The organism is Micromonospora musae (assembly GCF_003626545.1).
Taxonomy (GTDB): Bacteria; Actinomycetota; Actinomycetes; order Mycobacteriales; family Micromonosporaceae; genus Micromonospora; species Micromonospora musae.
Window position 1 is genome coordinate 367,955 of record NZ_RAZS01000001.1, and the last position, 14,193, is coordinate 382,147.

Annotated in this window: 15 protein-coding genes; 6 read left to right on the plus strand and 9 right to left on the minus strand. The window is 75.0% G+C overall.

Annotation, left to right across the window (positions count from 1 at the left end; genetic code table 11):
- Positions 1-8 precede the first annotated feature (8 nt).
- Genes D7147_RS01700 through D7147_RS01710 form a run of 3 tightly spaced genes read right to left on the minus strand, consistent with a single transcriptional unit; the run spans position 9 to position 4,675 of the window.
- On the minus strand, positions 9-1,292 hold the full coding sequence (locus tag D7147_RS01700; protein WP_120673458.1) for a molybdopterin molybdotransferase MoeA: 1,284 nt from the start codon (positions 1,290-1,292) through the stop codon (positions 9-11).
- Complete coding sequence (locus D7147_RS01705; protein ID WP_120673459.1) at positions 1,289-2,242, minus strand: UTP--glucose-1-phosphate uridylyltransferase; 954 nt, start codon at positions 2,240-2,242, stop codon at positions 1,289-1,291. The genes D7147_RS01700 and D7147_RS01705 overlap by 4 nt, the downstream gene beginning before the upstream one ends.
- Before the next feature lie 9 nt (positions 2,243-2,251).
- Entirely contained in the window at positions 2,252-4,675 is a 2,424-nt protein-coding gene (locus tag D7147_RS01710) for a diguanylate cyclase (protein WP_199734051.1), read from the minus strand.
- 85 nt (positions 4,676-4,760) lie between these two features.
- On the opposite strand from D7147_RS01710, the gene D7147_RS01715 reads away from it, so the two are divergent.
- The 3 genes from D7147_RS01715 (at position 4,761) to D7147_RS01725 (ending at position 6,837) form a co-directional block, all read left to right on the plus strand.
- Positions 4,761-5,450 carry a 5-formyltetrahydrofolate cyclo-ligase gene (locus D7147_RS01715; protein ID WP_120673460.1) on the plus strand — a complete coding sequence of 230 codons (690 nt, stop codon included), beginning with the start codon at positions 4,761-4,763 and terminating at the stop codon, positions 5,448-5,450.
- 7 nt (positions 5,451-5,457) lie between these two features.
- On the plus strand, positions 5,458-5,901 hold the full coding sequence (locus D7147_RS01720) for an FmdB family zinc ribbon protein (RefSeq protein WP_233562868.1): 444 nt from the start codon (positions 5,458-5,460) through the stop codon (positions 5,899-5,901).
- A gap of 360 nt (positions 5,902-6,261) precedes the next feature.
- Complete coding sequence (locus tag D7147_RS01725; RefSeq protein WP_120673462.1) at positions 6,262-6,837, plus strand: flagellar biosynthesis protein FlgA; 576 nt, start codon at positions 6,262-6,264, stop codon at positions 6,835-6,837.
- A gap of 192 nt (positions 6,838-7,029) precedes the next feature.
- Here D7147_RS01725 and D7147_RS32570 read toward each other — a convergent pair whose 3' ends face one another.
- Entirely contained in the window at positions 7,030-7,203 is a 174-nt protein-coding gene (locus D7147_RS32570; RefSeq protein WP_199716840.1) for a hypothetical protein, read from the minus strand.
- 493 nt (positions 7,204-7,696) lie between these two features.
- Between D7147_RS32570 and D7147_RS01735 the strand changes: the two genes are divergently transcribed.
- Positions 7,697-8,086, plus strand: a complete 390-nt coding sequence (locus tag D7147_RS01735; protein ID WP_199734052.1) for a hypothetical protein — start codon at positions 7,697-7,699, stop codon at positions 8,084-8,086.
- Between the two features lie 148 nt (positions 8,087-8,234).
- Here the strand turns inward: D7147_RS01735 and D7147_RS01740 are convergent, their stop codons facing one another.
- Positions 8,235-8,717, minus strand: coding sequence for a DUF2231 domain-containing protein (locus D7147_RS01740; protein ID WP_120673465.1), 483 nt, complete (start codon positions 8,715-8,717; stop codon positions 8,235-8,237).
- Between the two features lie 187 nt (positions 8,718-8,904).
- On the opposite strand from D7147_RS01740, the gene D7147_RS01745 reads away from it, so the two are divergent.
- A complete protein-coding gene (locus tag D7147_RS01745) occupies positions 8,905-9,336 on the plus strand; it encodes a Fur family transcriptional regulator (RefSeq protein ID WP_120673466.1) in 432 nt (143 codons plus the stop codon).
- 64 nt (positions 9,337-9,400) lie between these two features.
- Positions 9,401-10,264, plus strand: coding sequence for an oxygenase MpaB family protein (locus D7147_RS01750; protein WP_120673467.1), 864 nt, complete (start codon positions 9,401-9,403; stop codon positions 10,262-10,264).
- A 10-nt stretch (positions 10,265-10,274) separates the two neighbouring features.
- Here the strand turns inward: D7147_RS01750 and D7147_RS01755 are convergent, their stop codons facing one another.
- The 4 genes from D7147_RS01755 to D7147_RS01770 form a co-directional block, all read right to left on the minus strand.
- The gene (locus tag D7147_RS01755; RefSeq protein WP_407663305.1) at positions 10,275-11,117 is read right to left on the minus strand and encodes a RecB family exonuclease; all 843 of its coding nucleotides are present in this window, start codon (positions 11,115-11,117) and stop codon (positions 10,275-10,277) included.
- Positions 11,118-11,257: 140 nt separating this feature from the next.
- Positions 11,258-11,872: a MarC family protein gene (locus D7147_RS01760; RefSeq protein ID WP_120673469.1), complete on the minus strand. Its 615-nt coding sequence runs from the start codon at positions 11,870-11,872 to the stop codon at positions 11,258-11,260.
- Positions 11,873-11,912: 40 nt separating this feature from the next.
- Entirely contained in the window at positions 11,913-12,791 is an 879-nt protein-coding gene (locus D7147_RS01765) for a PHP domain-containing protein (RefSeq protein ID WP_120673470.1), read from the minus strand.
- A 156-nt stretch (positions 12,792-12,947) separates the two neighbouring features.
- Entirely contained in the window at positions 12,948-14,180 is a 1,233-nt protein-coding gene (locus tag D7147_RS01770; protein WP_120673471.1) for a hypothetical protein, read from the minus strand.
- Positions 14,181-14,193 lie beyond the last annotated feature (13 nt).

Here is a 14,193-nt window from a genome sequence, read left to right on the forward strand (position 1 = left end):
CGTGCTCGTCACCGGCGGCGGTCCAGCAGGAGGACGTCCACCGTGGAGCCGGCGGCGGCCGTGGTGACCCGCTCACCGAGCACCAGGAGGCCGTTTGCCTCGGCGAGACCGGAGAGGGTGAACGGCCCACCGCTGAGCGGCTGGACCGTGTAGCCGCCGCCGCGCCGCTCGGCGACGTGCGCGGGGCGGAACTCGCGCAGCCCGCCCGGTGAGGAGACGGTCTCCAGCAGGTGCGCCCGGACGCTGGGCCGGAAGACCGGCTCGGCCCCGGCGAGCAGCTGGATCGCCGGGCGGGCGAGCACCTCGAAGCCGATCAGGGCCGCCCCAGGATCGCCCGGCAGGCAGACCACCGGCACCTCCTCGGCGCCGACCGTGCCGAAGCCGAGCGCCGTGCCGGGGTAGAGCGCCACCTCGGTGAAGGTGACCGGCCCGGCTCGGCCCCCCTCGCGGCGGGAGAGGATCCGGCGGACCATGTCACCCGGACCGGTGCCGGTGCCGCCGGTGGTGATGATCAGATCGGCCCGCAGGGTCTGGTCCTCCAACAGCCCGCGCAGCCCCTCCGGGTCGTCGTCGCAGATCCCGACCCGGTACGCCAACGCGCCCGCCTCGGCCGCCGCGGCGGTCAACGCGTGCGAGTTCGCGTCCACCACCTGACCGGGCTGGCTGCCCCGGCCCACGTCGACCAGTTCGTCGCCGGTGGCCACGACGACCACCCGCGGGCTGGGCCGGACCACCACATGCCCGATGCCGGTGGCGGCGAAGACCGCGACCAGGGCAGGCGTGACGTACGTGCCGGCCCGGGCGAGCAGCGTTCCGGCCGGCAGCTCGTCCCCGGCCCGGCGTACCCCGTACCCCCGCTTGGGGGTGCGGTAGATCTCCACGGCGGCCATGCCCTGGTCGGTCCACTCCACGGGCACCACCACGTCGGCGGCGACCGGCAGGGGCGCCCCGGCGGCCACCGAGAAGCAGGAGCCGGGCGTGAGCCGGACCGGTCGCCAGCTGGCCGCGCCGAGGTCACCGACGACGTTGAGCCGGACCGCCCGCCCACCGGCGGCCCGGCCCGCGCCGGAGATGTCCTCCCAACGCGCGGCGTACCCGTCAACGGCCGACTGGTCGAAGGCCGGGAACGCGTGCGGCGCGACGACGTCCTCGGCGAGGACGTTGCCGTACGCCTGGGTGAGGTCGAGGTCGAGCGGAGGCAGCGCGCGTAACCTGCGCAGCACACTGCCCAGGTAGTCGGCGAGCGGCGTCAACTCGTTCGCGGCCGCCTCGGCGTCGGCCGTAGCGGTCATGTATTGGGACCACCCGACACGTTGGAGTTCACGAAGTCGGTGAGCCACTTGCGGAACTCGGCGCCGAAGTCCTCCCGCTCGACGGCGATCTGCACCACCGTCTGCAGGTAACCGAGCGGCATGCCGGTGTCGTAGCGGGTGCCCCGGTAGACGATCGCGTGCACCGGTGTCCCCTCCGTACGCAGCAGCTCCATCGCGTCGGTCAGCTGGATCTCACCGCCGCTGCCCGGCTTCGTACGCCGGATCGCGTCGAAGATCTTTCCCGGCAGCACGTACCGGCCGAGGACCGCCAGGTTGCTCGGCGCCTCCTCCGGGTCGGGCTTCTCGACCATGCCGGTGACCCGGACGACCTCGCCGATGTCGGTCAGCTCGGACTCGGCCGGCTCGACCGAGGCGATGCCGTACCGCTTCGTCTCGGCCGGGTCGACCTCGAAGAACGCGAGGACCACCCCACCGGTTCGGGCCTGGAGTTCCAGCATCGCCGGCAGCAGCGGCTCGTCCATCTTGACGAACTCGTCGCCCAGCAGCACGGCGAAGGGCTGGTCGCCGACGTGCGACTCGGCGTACCCGACGGCGTGGCCGAGGCCCAGCTGTTCGGGCTGCCGGACTGTGTAGATCTCGGCCAGTTCGCTGGGGCGCTGCACCGCGGCCAGGATCTCCGGCTTCTTCTCCAGCCGGGCCTCCAGGTCGGGGCGGCGGTCGAAGTGGTCCACCATCGAGGTCTTACCCCGTCCGGTGATCAGCAGCACGTCGCTGATGCCGGCCTGGGTGGCCTCTTCGACGATGTACTGCAACACCGGCCGGTCGACCACCGGCAGCAGCTCCTTGGGCACCGCCTTCGTGGCGGGAAGGAAGCGGGTGGCGAGACCGGCGGCCGGGATGACGGCCTTCACCGCGCGGGGGCGGCCCGTGGCGGCCGTCGTTGAGGAGTTCGCTGAGTGCACCGACATGTCGCGAGACTATCGGCCACGGCTCTGCCGCGGCGGGTGTGGCCCGGAAGACGCGCCGCCCCCGGCGGCGGTGCGCGGGGAGCCGGGCCCGGCTCGGGCGATGTCCGGGCCGGTGGTTGCCGGGGCCGTCGGCTCGGTGGCGCCTCCGGGAACCGGGGTCGTCTCGTCGGTGCAGGTCGCGGCGGCCGGCTCGGTGCGTACGGGCACGGCGGCGCGGCCCGCGCGCGGCATTCCGTCGGTCGGGGTGACCGCCGCCGCCGGCACCGGCAGCTCGCGTGCGGCCGACTGCCGCGGGGCGCTGACCCGGTAGGTGTCCCGGCCGGCCGCCTTCGCGGCGTAGAGCGCGTCGTCGGCCGCCTCCAGCACCTGCTGCCCGGTGTCCGCGTGGTCGGGGTAGACGGCGATGCCGATGGAGACGGTCACCCGTACCGGGACAGGTGAGCCGGCGTGCGCCTCGACCGGCATCGACGTGTCCCGGATCGCCGCGCCGAGCCGCTCCGCGACGATCGCCGCGCCCCGCGCGTCGGTCTCCGGCAGCAGCAGGACGAACTCCTCGCCACCCTGCCGGAACGCCAGGTCGACCTCGCGGATCTCGTCGCGCAGCCGGCGGGCGAACTCGGCCAGTACCGTGTCACCGGCCAAGTGCCCGTAGGTGTCGTTGACGTCCTTGAACCGGTCGAGGTCCAGGGCGAGGACGCTCAGCATCCGGCCGAAGCGGCTGGCCCGCTCGACCTCCCGCCGGATCGACTCGCGCAGGTAGCGGTAGTTCCACAGCCCGGTCAGCGGGTCGGTGAGCGACAGCCGCTGCGCCTCCTCGTGCCCACGTACGTTCTCCACCGCCACGGCCGCGTGGCTCGCGAACGTACGCAGGGTGACCAGGTCGTCGTCGTCGAACTCGTCCGTGCCGAGCCGGTCGTAGAGGGCGAGCACCCCGAGCGCCGCCGCCGGCTCGGCGCCACTCGTGGCCCGACCACCGGACCCGGTGACGGCGCCGCCGGGCAGCTCGACGGTCGGGAAGTCGTCGGACGAACCACCCGCCGGGGCCCGGTCCCCCTCCGGCGAGGTCGCTTCGGCGACCGCCGGGCCGCCGGGTCGCGCGGGGCCGGTGACGGGCGCCGGGCCGGTGGGGGCGGCGAACGGGACCGCGATGTACGTCCGGCACCGCGGCTCCCCCGGCGGTACGTCGGCCGGGTCCATCCGGCCCCGCTGTGGCATCCCGGTCGCCGCGACGGCACCCACCACCCCGCTGCCGACGGGCACCCGCAGCGTCGTCGGCGCGTCCCCCTCCGGCCAGCGCCCGTCCAGACCGTCGGTGCACTGGGCGACGAGCGCCCCACCCGACTCGACCAGGAGTACGGCGCCGGCCCGCGCACCGGTCGCCGCGATCGCGCTGTTCAGGATCACCCGCAGGATGCGCTGCAGATCGTGTGTGCTCGCCAGGGTGTCCCCGAGCACGGCGAGGTGCCCGCGCAGCTGATCGCGGCTGCTGGTCAGCGCGGCCACGTATGAGCCGGTCTCCCGGGTCATCCGGTTGAACGCGCCGGCCAGGCGGCCCAGCTCGTCGCGGGTGCGTACCGGAACCCGGGCGGTCAGGTCACCGTCCGCCACCCGGTCGACGGCGGTGGCCAGCTCGACCAGCGGGCGGGTCGTGACCCGGGCCAGGCGCCAGGCGGCGAGCACGGCGAGCAGCCCGGCCAGCACCACCGCCCCGATCAGCGCCGTGTTCAGCCCGGGAGGTTGCTCGCTGGGCACCGAGAGCACCAGGGGCAGCGGCTGCCCGGACGAGGGACCGATGCGGCGGACGTACCGCCCGTCGGCCGTCTCGGTGACCTGCTCGTCGTCGAGCGTGCCGGCGGCCGCGAGCACGGCGTCGCGTACCTCGCGCGTCTCGGTCGTGTGGGTGACCCGCGCGGGGGCGGCGCCATCGTCGAGCAGGGTGACCGCGACGCCGGTCACCGCGGCGAGCCGGGTCACGAACGCCGGGTCGACCGGCTGGGCCGCGGCGACCGTGCCGAGCGTCGTCCCGGCCTGGTCGCGCAGGTCGACCCGGGCGGTCAGCGCGGTGACCGGCCCGCTTGCCACCGTGCCGGCGCACTCCTGCCAGGGGGTCGACGGCGCGCCGGGGGTGGTGTAGGTGACCCGTCCCGCGACGTCGCTCAGCATCACCGCGGCGGCCAGGCCGCGCCTCACCACCTGGCCCGCGGCGCTCGCCGGGTCGCCACGGGTCAGCGCGACCGCGTCGGCCGCGGCCCGTAGCTGCTGGCAGAGGGCGTCGACGGAGGTACGCACGGCGGCGGCGGCCACGGCGAGCCGCTCGGCCGAGCGCCCGCGGTCGACGGTGTTCAGGGTCGAGGCCACGAAGAGAGCGCCGAGCAGGACCGGGCCGAGGACCACCGTGAGGAAGGCCGCCGTCAACCGTCCGCGTAGCGTCACTCGGTTCCCCCCGAAAGTTCCGCCTCCCTTGTTGCGATGCTGACACAGAGCAACCGTGGGAGTGGCGTTGCGTCAGGAGTGTTGCGTGCCGGAATTTTCTTATGGAGCTGAAGTGACTCATGTGGCGAAACGGGACATGCGGGCGAGGTTGCTCGCCCGCCGCCGGGAGCTGACCGCCGACGCCCGGTCGGTGGCCGCGGCCCGCGTGCAGGCCGAACTCGTCTCGTTGGTACGCCGACTGCGGCCGATCCGGGTGACGGCCTACGTGCCGGTCGGCTCGGAGCCCGGCGGCCCGGAGCTGCCGGAGGTGCTGCGGGCGGCGCTGCCGGCCGACGGCGAGCTGCTGCTGCCGGTGCTGCTGCCCGACCTCGACCTGGACTGGGCCCCCTACGACGGCCCCGAGGCCCTCGTCGCGGCCGGGCGGGGGATGCGCGAGCCCACCGGGCGGCGGCTCGGCCCGGACGCGATCGTGGACGCCGGGCTGGTGGTGCTGCCGGCGGTCGCCGTCGACCTGGCCGGAGTGCGACTCGGCCGCGGCGGCGGCTCGTACGACCGGGCGCTGGCCCGGCTCCCCGAGGCGGCCCTGACCGTGGTTCCGCTGCACGACGGCGAGCTGGTCAGCGTGCTTCCCGCCGAGCCGCACGACCGTCCGGTCCGCGCCGTGGTCACCCCCGCCGAGGGGCTGCGTACGCTTGATGCCGCCCCGCCGTCCGGTCGGGGTACGCCGCCGGGTGTCGCGCCCCACACGTCCGCTGGACGAACCCGGGGGGAATGACGCAACATTGGCACTCGAAGACGTCGAGTGCCAACCGGCCGAACCCGATCCGGAGGAGAAAGTGCCCACGTACCAGTACGCCTGCACCTCGTGCGGTCGCCAGCTCGAGGCGGTGCAGTCCTTCTCCGACGCCCCGCTGACCGAGTGCCCGGAGTGCGCGGGACGGCTGCGCAAGGTCTTCAACTCGGTGGGCATCGTGTTCAAGGGCTCGGGCTTCTACCGCACCGACTCGCGCTCGTCCGGCTCCGACACCGTCTCCGCCTCGTCCGACGGCGGCAAGTCGACGAAGTCCGACTCGTCCAGCAGCGCGTCCAGCTCGACCAAGTCGTCCGGTTCGAGCGGCTCGTCCGGTTCGAACGGCTCGTCCGGTTCGAGCGGCTCGTCGTCGAACGGTTCCTCGTCGAGCAAGACGCCGGCCGCCAGCAGCAGCAACACCAGCAGCTCTTCCTGACCGCCCTCGTCGGCGTCCCCTGACCCTGCGCGCCGGTACGCCCCTCGTCGGGGCGTACCGGCGCGTTCTCGTCGGGGCACACCGCCTGCTCAGGCCGGCTGCTCCTCGCCGGCGCCGCACCGCCGCGGCCCCGGCTGCTCCTCACCCGCACTTCTCCGCCATGCCCCCGGCTACTCCTCGCCGGCACGGCACCGCCGTGGCCCTGGCTGCTAGCAGATCCACGCCGCCGACGGCGGTTGTCCACAGGCTGCCTCGTTGTCCACAGGCTGTGGACAACGGCCCGCGATGCGCGCCGCAGCACTCCTAAGCTCGCAGCCGAGGGGGCCACGTCGGCGCCCACCGGCGAGGGGCGGAGGCGTGATGGCGGAGACGGGCACGGCGACGGCACTGCGTCCGCTGCGCCGACCACGCCTGCCGCGCCGCGGCACCCTGCTCCGTGCCGCGCTCGTCGCCGGGCTGCTCGGCCTGGCGGCGGCCGTCCTGCACACCCCGCCCGGCTGTTCACCCCCGCCGGCGTCCGCCCCGGCCCCGTCGACTCCGCGCCCCGGTCCGGGTGACAGCCCCGCCCCCTCGGCGGCGGCGGTGCCGGGCCTCCCCACCGAGCGGGACACGATCCCGGCGACCAGCGACCCGCACCGGGCCGAGGGGAGGTTGCCCATCCCCGCCGGCAGCGTGGGCGTGCCGATCCGGTTGGCCGAGCCGGCCGCGCTCGCCGTGGTACGCCCCGGCGCCCACGTGGACCTGCTCGCCGCGCCGGCGGATGGCCGAGGCGCCGCGCCCAGCCTGCTCGCGAGCGGCGCGCTCGTGCTCGACGTCGTGGGCGCCGGCGAGACGGACGGCTCGGCCGCGCTCTACCTCGCCCTCGACCCGGACCAGGCACGGCGGACCGTCGGACAGCCGGAGGGGAGCCGGTTCGCGGTCGTGGTACGCGGATGAGCCCACCCGGCCGCGCCGGCGCGGTCGGCTGGTGTTCGCCTGGCGGGGGTCGTCGCAGCAGGAGACCGGCGCCGCGCAGCCGGGATACGGGAAGGGAGACGCGGCGACGCGGGCGGCGACCCGCGGAGGCGGGCGGCGATCCGCGAAGGCGGGCGGCGATCCGCGAAGGCGGGCGGCGACGCGGGGAGGAGATCAGTCCCAGTGCGGAGGTCGCTCGGCGTGCAGCCAGTCGTCGTTGCCGGTGGCGCGCTCGCCCCAGCCACGGTCCGTGTCGTCGCTCGTCTGCTCAGGCAGCACCACGAATTCGTCGCTCAGGTCGACGGTGCGATCGTCGTCGCGGCGGAAACCCGGGTCCTCGGTGCTCACGAGCCGCAAGGGTAACGCAGCTCCGGGCCCGGTGCCCCGTTTGTCGCCCCCGGCGCTCGCCCCCGCCGCTCGCCCCCGCCCCGACCCTCGCCCTCGCCCCGGCCTCGCCCCACCCGCGCGCCGCCCTCGCTCCGGCCCCGCCCCGCTCCGACCCTCGCCCGGCCCCGCCCGCGCGCCGCCCTCGCCCTGGCCCCGCCCGCTCCGACCCTCGCCCTGGCCCCGCCCGCGCGCCGCCCTCGCCCTGGCCCCGCCCGCTCCGGCCCTCGCCCTCGCCCTGGCCCCGCCCGGCCCCGGCCGGCCTCGGCCTCGGATTGATCGACTCGACTCCCGGGAAGTCGTGGTGTCCTCGCGGCGGGAGAGCCCGACTTCACTGATCCCGAGTCGATCAACGGTTGGAGAGCGGCCGGACTAAGCACCAGCGGCCCCGATCCGACCCGGCCGGTCGGTCGCGTCCTGCGGTCGAGTACGGCGCGCATTGGTAGCGTCGGACGGCGTGACGACCCCCAGCGGCGGCAGCTCCCCGGACGACTTCTGGCGGCGACCTCCGTCCGGCGGCGAAGGGCTGCCGGACCGAGCGACGGCACCGATCACCGGCGACGGCACGCCCCCCGCCGGAGGCGCCGCTCCCGGCGCGAACGTGGGGCCGGGCGGCGCGACGTACGGCGGGTACACCGGCCCACCGCCGAGCACACCACCACCGGCGGGTTGGCGGCCCCCCATACACCTGCAACCGGCCGCCCCGCGCTCCCTGCCCCCGCAGGACATGGCCGCGCTGGACCAGGCCGAACAGCGCGCACAGCGCGTCACGTACTCGATCGGCGCGGTCGCCGCCGTGGTGCTGGTGATCCTGGTCTGCCTGCTCTGCTCACGGCTCCTCCGCTGACCCGCCGGGCCGTCGGGCTCGGCCGGCCGGGACCAGGTCCGCGCGCGGTACCCGGCGCAGCCCGCCGCCGCAGGCAGGCTCGGGCCCGGGCGCCGCGCCCCGGCCGGATCGAAGTCAGCGCTCGGGCAGCGTCAGCGCTCGGGCAGCGTCAGAGCGTGGTACCCCAGACGGTCTCGGCACCGGAGTGCCCGGTCAGCCAGACGTAGACCAGCGCGGCGACGGAGAGCCCGACCACCGCGACCGCCAGCACCGGGGTGACCAGCGTGGGCAGCTTCGGCACCCGCCGGTGGCCGCTCGTCGATACCAGCAGCAGGAGCACCACGATGCCGAGCGGGACGACGATCCGGAACAGGATGTCGCCGTAGCGCGAGTGCTCGAAGATCTGGTCGAGGATCGGTCCCTGGAAGCCGCGCGCGACCAGCGCGTCGTTCAGCGCCTCCCCCGACTTGACCGCCACGAACGCGGTGATCGGAGCGAGCACGGCGAGGATCGCCACGGCCCAGTCCAGCCGGCGTCGCCAACGGGGCAACGCGACGTACGCCACGGCGAGCAGCGCCAGCAGCGGCACGAAGACCACGACCGCGTGCACCACCAGGACGTGGACGGGCAGGCCCAGTATCTGCTCGAACATCGGCACCTCCGGAAGGCCTTCGACCGCGGACTGCCAGCGTACGGGCAGGCCCGTCGCCGTCAGACTTCTCGATCGACTACACGCAGCCACCCCGCTCCCGGTTCACCGCCTTCCGAACGGAGCCGGGTCCGGTGGCCCTCGACACGGCCCGGTTGTCGACCGCGTTGACGCGTGCTGTCATTGGCTCATGTCAGCTGGCGAGGAGTTGCTCCGGTCGAAGGGTCTGCGGGTCACCCGCCCGCGCCTCGCCGTGCTCGACGTGCTCGCCGGCGGTGGCCACCTCGAGGTCGACGAGATCACCCGTCGGGTGCGGGACCGCCTCGACTCGGTCTCGACCCAGGCCGTCTACGACGTCCTGGGCGCGCTCACCCGGGCCGGCCTGTCCCGCCGGATCGAGCCGGCCGGCAGCCCCGCCCGGTACGAGGCCCGGGTCGGCGACAACCACCATCACGTGGTCTGTCGGGGCTGCGGCGAGATCGCCGACATCGACTGCGCGGTCGGCGAAGCACCCTGCCTCGACCCGAACACCACCCCGCACGGCTACGAGGTCGACGAAGCGGAAGTGACCTTCTGGGGGCTCTGCCCGACCTGCCAGGCCCGGCGCAGCGTCGACGAGTGAGACGTCGCCGGCCTGATCGGCTGACGAGCGGGACATCGCCGCCCGTGCATGGCAGGCTGGGTCGGTGGACTCCGATGACCTCGGCCTCTTCGGTCCCGGTTCGGTCACGTGGAAGGTGCACGCCGAACCGGTCCTGATCGTCGCCGGTCTCCGCGCGCTCTACCTTCAGGCGCTGCACCCGCGGGCGATGGCCGGGGTGGCGCAGAACAGCGACTACCGCACCGACGCGTGGGGGCGCCTCGTGCGCACCGCCACCTACGTCGCCACCACCGTCTACGGCACGACGGCGCAGGCCGAGGCGGCGGGCGCCCGGCTGCGCCGGCTGCACGAGCGGCTGCGGGCGACCGACCCGGTCAGCGGCGAGCAATTCCGCGTGGACGAGCCGGAGCTCCTGCGCTGGGTGCACGTGACCGAGGTGGAGTCGTTCCTCGGTACCGCCCGCCGGGCCGGTCTGCCGCTGACCCCCGCCGAGGTGGACGGCTACTACCGCGAGCAGCGCCGAGCGGCCACGCTGGTCGGCCTGGACCCGGAGACGGTCCCTGGCACCGCCGCCGAGGTGGGCGAGTACTACCGCCGTGTCCGGCCGGAGCTTCGGATGACCCGCGAGGCGGCCGAGACCGCCGTCTTCCTCACCGCGCCGCCGCTGCCGTGGAAGCTGAGTCTGCCGTTACGACTGGGGCTGAACCTCGGGCCCCCGAGGTGGGCGTACCTCGGGGTCGCCGGCACCGCGCTCGCCCTGCTGCCGGCCTGGGCCCGTCGGATGTACGGCGGTCTGGGGCTGCCCACCACCGCGCTCTCGGCGGACGTGACCGTGCGGGGTCTCCGCCTCGTACTCGCCGCGCTGCCCCGGAACTGGCGGGAGGGCCCCTTGCAGCAGGCCGCCAAGGAGCGGGCGGCCCGCCTCGCCGGTGCGCCGGCGAGGCGCTGACCCGGGCGGCTCACCCCTGCGCGGGCGTGCCCTCGGCCGGCTGCTCGACGGCCGCCCACGGATCCTTGCCCGGCGTCTGGCTGCCGGCCGGGCAGGTGCGCCGGTAGTCGCACCAGCCGCACCGGGGACTCGGGTCGGTGGGGAAGGCGTCGTCCGGATCCGCGCCGTCGGCGATCGCCTTCTCGGCGGCCATGATGTCGTGCGCGGTCTCCTCCGCCCGGCTCAGCTGCCGGGCGAGCGACTCGACGGTGTGTTCGTGGGCGGCGACCGTGCCGGTCGGCAGGTGGTGCAGCTCGACCCGGCGGCACGGCCGGCGGAACGTCCGCTCGGCGGCGTACGCGTAGAGCGCCAGCGCCTGGGAGCCTCGGGCGTCGTCGCTGTCGAGCCCGGTGCGCCCGGTCTTGTAGTCGACGATGACCAGCTCGGGACCGTCGGGGCCGGGTCGGGAGTCGATCCGGTCGGCTCGGCCGTTGAAGGCGAGCACCGCCGTCTTGACCGCCACCACCCGCTCCACACCGAGCGGTTCGGTATCCGGCTCCAGCGTCTCGACGTACGCCTCCAGCCAGCCCAGCGCCCGCCGGTAGGCGGCCCGCTCCTGCTCATCGTCGCGGTAGCCCTCCCGCACCCAGGTGCCGCGCAGCAGCCCGGTCAGCGCCTCCGGGCGGCGTCGCTCCGGCGCCAGCGCATACCAGCTGCGCAGGGCGTTGTGCACGCTCGCGCCGAGGGAGTTGTGCGCCCACGGGGGCCCCTTCGGCGGGGCGGGACGGTCGACGTAGGAGTAGCGGTAGCGACGGGGACAGTCGGCGTAGGCGCCGAGCTTGCTCGGCGTACAGACGAAGAGCCGCTCGGGCATCCCCTCGAAGCCGAGCTGCTCGGCCTGCTCCGCCCGGGGGCGGGGCGCGTGGCCGCCGGTGGAGGAGGGTCGGCCGGCTGAAGAGGGTCGTCGCACACCCGAGATCCTGCCATCGGCGTACGACAGATCTGTCGCCGCGCTCACACCATGTGCGTGTAGTGCCGCACGAACGCGGCGATCGCGTCGGCGATGAGCTGCACCGCGATGGCGGCCAGCAGCAGGCCCGCGATCCTGGTGAGCACCTCGATCCCGCCCGGCCGGAGGATCTTGACGATCCCGCCGGAGAACCGCAGGACGATCCAGACGGCGATCATCACGGAGAGGATTCCCGCCGCGATGGCGGTGTAGTCGCTCAGCCCCTCCGCCTGCTGGACGAAGAGCATCGTCGCCACGATCGCGCCGGGGCCCGCGAGCAGCGGGGTGCCGAGCGGCACCAGCGCGATGTTCGAGGTGGACTGGCCGCTCGGCTCGTCGCCCTTGCCGGTCAGCAGCTCCAGCGCGACGAGCACCAGCAGCAGCCCACCGGCCGCCTGCAGCGCCGGAAGATCGACGTGCAGATAGTCGAGGAGCGTCTGTCCGGCCACCGCGAAGACCACGATCACACCGAGCGCCAATGCGACCGCCTGCCACGCCGCCCGGTTCCGGTCCCGCGCGGGCAGCGGACCGGTCAGCGCGACGAAGATCGGCATCATGCCCGGTGGGTCGGTGATCACCAGCAGGGTCACGAAGACCTCGCCGAGAAGCTTCAGATCCACCTGATCAAGGTAGCCGCGCCCTCACGAGCCGAAACGCGGATCAGCCGGAAGCGATCCCGGTCACCCTGCCGGCACCGGCCACGATCCGTTCGTACGCCTCCGGGCTGGTGGTGAAGGCACCGAGCCGGACGGTCTTGTGCGTGCCGTGGAAGTCCGACGAGCCGGTGAAGAAGAGCCCGAGCTCGGCGGCGAGGCCCCGGACGTGGGCCCGTTCCTCCGGCGAGTGGTCCTCGTGGTCGGCCTCCAGCCCGGCGAGCCCGACGGCGGCCAGCTCGGCGATCAGCTCGTCCGGCACCACCCGGCCCCGGCGGGTGGCGCGCGGATGGGCGAAGACCGGCACACCGCCGGCGGCCCGGACCAGCCGGACCGCGTGGAAGACGTCGATGTCCTCCTTCGGCAGCCGGTAGCGCTCGCCCAGCCAGTCCGGCCCGAACGCCTCGGTGGTGGTGGCCACCAGACCGGCCCGGATCAGCGCCTGGGCGATGTGCGGTCGGCCGACCGTCCCGCCGCCCGCGCCGGTGAGGATCTCCGCCCAGTCGACGTCGATCCCGTCGGCCCGGAGCAGGTCCACGATCCGTTCGCCGCGCACCTCCCGGGCGGCCCGCACCCGGGCCAACTCGGCGACCAGCTCCGGATCGTCCGGATCGAAGAGGTACGCGAGCAGGTGCAGCGGCACCGGCGGGTCCGCGCCGAACCAGCGGCAGGAGAGTTCGGCGCCGCGGACCAGCCGCAGCCCGGCCGGCAGCGCCGCCACCGCCGGCGCCCAGCCGGCGGTGGTGTCGTGGTCGGTGATGGCCACCACGTCGAGTCCGACGTCGGCGGCGGCCCGCACCAGCTCGGCCGGGCTCAGGGTGCCGTCGCTCGCCGTCGAGTGGGCGTGCAGGTCGATCCGGTGGCCCGGGCCGCGGTCGGAGGTCATCGCCAGACGCTACCGTTCCGCCCGACCGCCACCGGGCAGCCGGGCCCGCGGCGGGTGGGCCGCGCCGTCACCCCGGCGTCGAGCCCGCAGCGGGGTGGCCGCAGCGCCGGTGAGCGGCGGGGCATGGACGGGGGCCGCGGACGGCGCGCCGCCCGCTCAGGAGCCGGTCACCACCACCGGGCGGTTCGCGGCGTCCGCCCCGGGTACCGTGACGGCCGCGCCGGCCTCGCCGACGTGCACCCGGCCCGCCGTGAGCCGTACCAGTTTGCCCGATTCGTCGATGTAAGCCGCCTCGTCGACCGCGTTCCAGGCCACCGAGCCGGTCAGCGGCGGCCCGGCGTGCCCGGCCACGAGGGGGCTGCCCGGACTGGTGACGCCGATGCGCGCCACGTCCACCAGCAGCGCGCCGGCCTTCTTGCCGGACGCTCCGTTCAGCAGCAGCCATCGTCCGTCCGGGGAGACGGCGCCGAGCCCGTCCTGGCTGAGCGTCGGACCGCACGCGGTCTCGATCGGGGTCAGGGTCCGGGACGGGTCGAGCAGGGCCAGGCAGGGCTGGTCGGTGCCCTTGCTGGACACCTGGCCGACGAGCCGACCGTCCGGGAGCGCCCCGTAGACGTTCAACGTGATCCGGTCCACGCCGGTGTCCAGCGGTGCCGTGGCCGGGCTCCAGAGCGCGTGGCCGGGCCGGGCCGGGTCGAGCCGGACCAGGACGGCGTTCCCGACGAAGCCCACCGGCACGGCGCCGGCCGGCGCGGGTGTGCGTACGGGGGCGATGAGCTGGGTGCGGACGAGCCCGGCGGCGGCGATCTCGTCGCCGTCGCGCCAGGCGACCTGCCGGCCGTCGGTGGCGACCACGATCGCGTCCGCGCCGTTTAGCAGCACCTGTGGGGTGCCGTCGCGGGGCACCGCCCAGAGCGTCCGGCCGGCCGTGGTCGGCGCCCCGATCACCAGCCATCCGGCGTTCTCCGGCAGCCGCTGGGCGCGCTCCGCCGGACCGATTCCGGCGACCGCCACCCGCTCGCCGTCGGCGCCGAGGATCGCGCCGGCGAGGAGTACGTCGGGGCCCGCGTCGGGGGCGACCGGTGGCACGTCGACGCCGCCGGTCCCCGACGGCAGCGGCTCGGGCCGGACCTGGTTGGACGGGTCACCGAGTACGACCGTCGGGGGCTGGGTCGGTCGGCGCGTCACGTCCCCGAGCTGGACGATCCCGGCGCTGACCGCCACGGTCGCCACGGCGGCCAGGGCCAGCCCGGTCGTGGTCCGCTTCCGCTGGGTCCGCCGGGCGCGACGGATCGCCGCCCCGGCCGGATCCGCCGCGCCCGGACGGGGGGCGGCGACCTGCTGGGCGAACGTCTCCCGGACCGCCCGTTCCAGCTCGTCCTGCGTCACGTGCTTTGGACGC

Bases quoted from the DNA above. Each gene is read 5' to 3' on its own strand.
- D7147_RS01700 (WP_120673458.1), bottom strand. From the start codon at position 1,292: ATGACCGCTACGGCCGACGCCGAGGCGGCCGCGAACGAGTTGACGCCG.
- D7147_RS01705 (WP_120673459.1), bottom strand. From the start codon at position 2,242: ATGTCGGTGCACTCAGCGAACTCCTCAACGACGGCCGCCACGGGCCGC.
- D7147_RS01725 (WP_120673462.1), top strand. From the start codon at position 6,262: ATGGCGGAGACGGGCACGGCGACGGCACTGCGTCCGCTGCGCCGACCA.
- D7147_RS01740 (WP_120673465.1), bottom strand. From the start codon at position 8,717: ATGTTCGAGCAGATACTGGGCCTGCCCGTCCACGTCCTGGTGGTGCAC.
- D7147_RS01745 (WP_120673466.1), top strand. From the start codon at position 8,905: ATGTCAGCTGGCGAGGAGTTGCTCCGGTCGAAGGGTCTGCGGGTCACC.
- D7147_RS01755 (WP_407663305.1), bottom strand. From the start codon at position 11,117: ATGCCCGAGCGGCTCTTCGTCTGTACGCCGAGCAAGCTCGGCGCCTAC.
- D7147_RS01765 (WP_120673470.1), bottom strand. From the start codon at position 12,791: ATGACCTCCGACCGCGGCCCGGGCCACCGGATCGACCTGCACGCCCAC.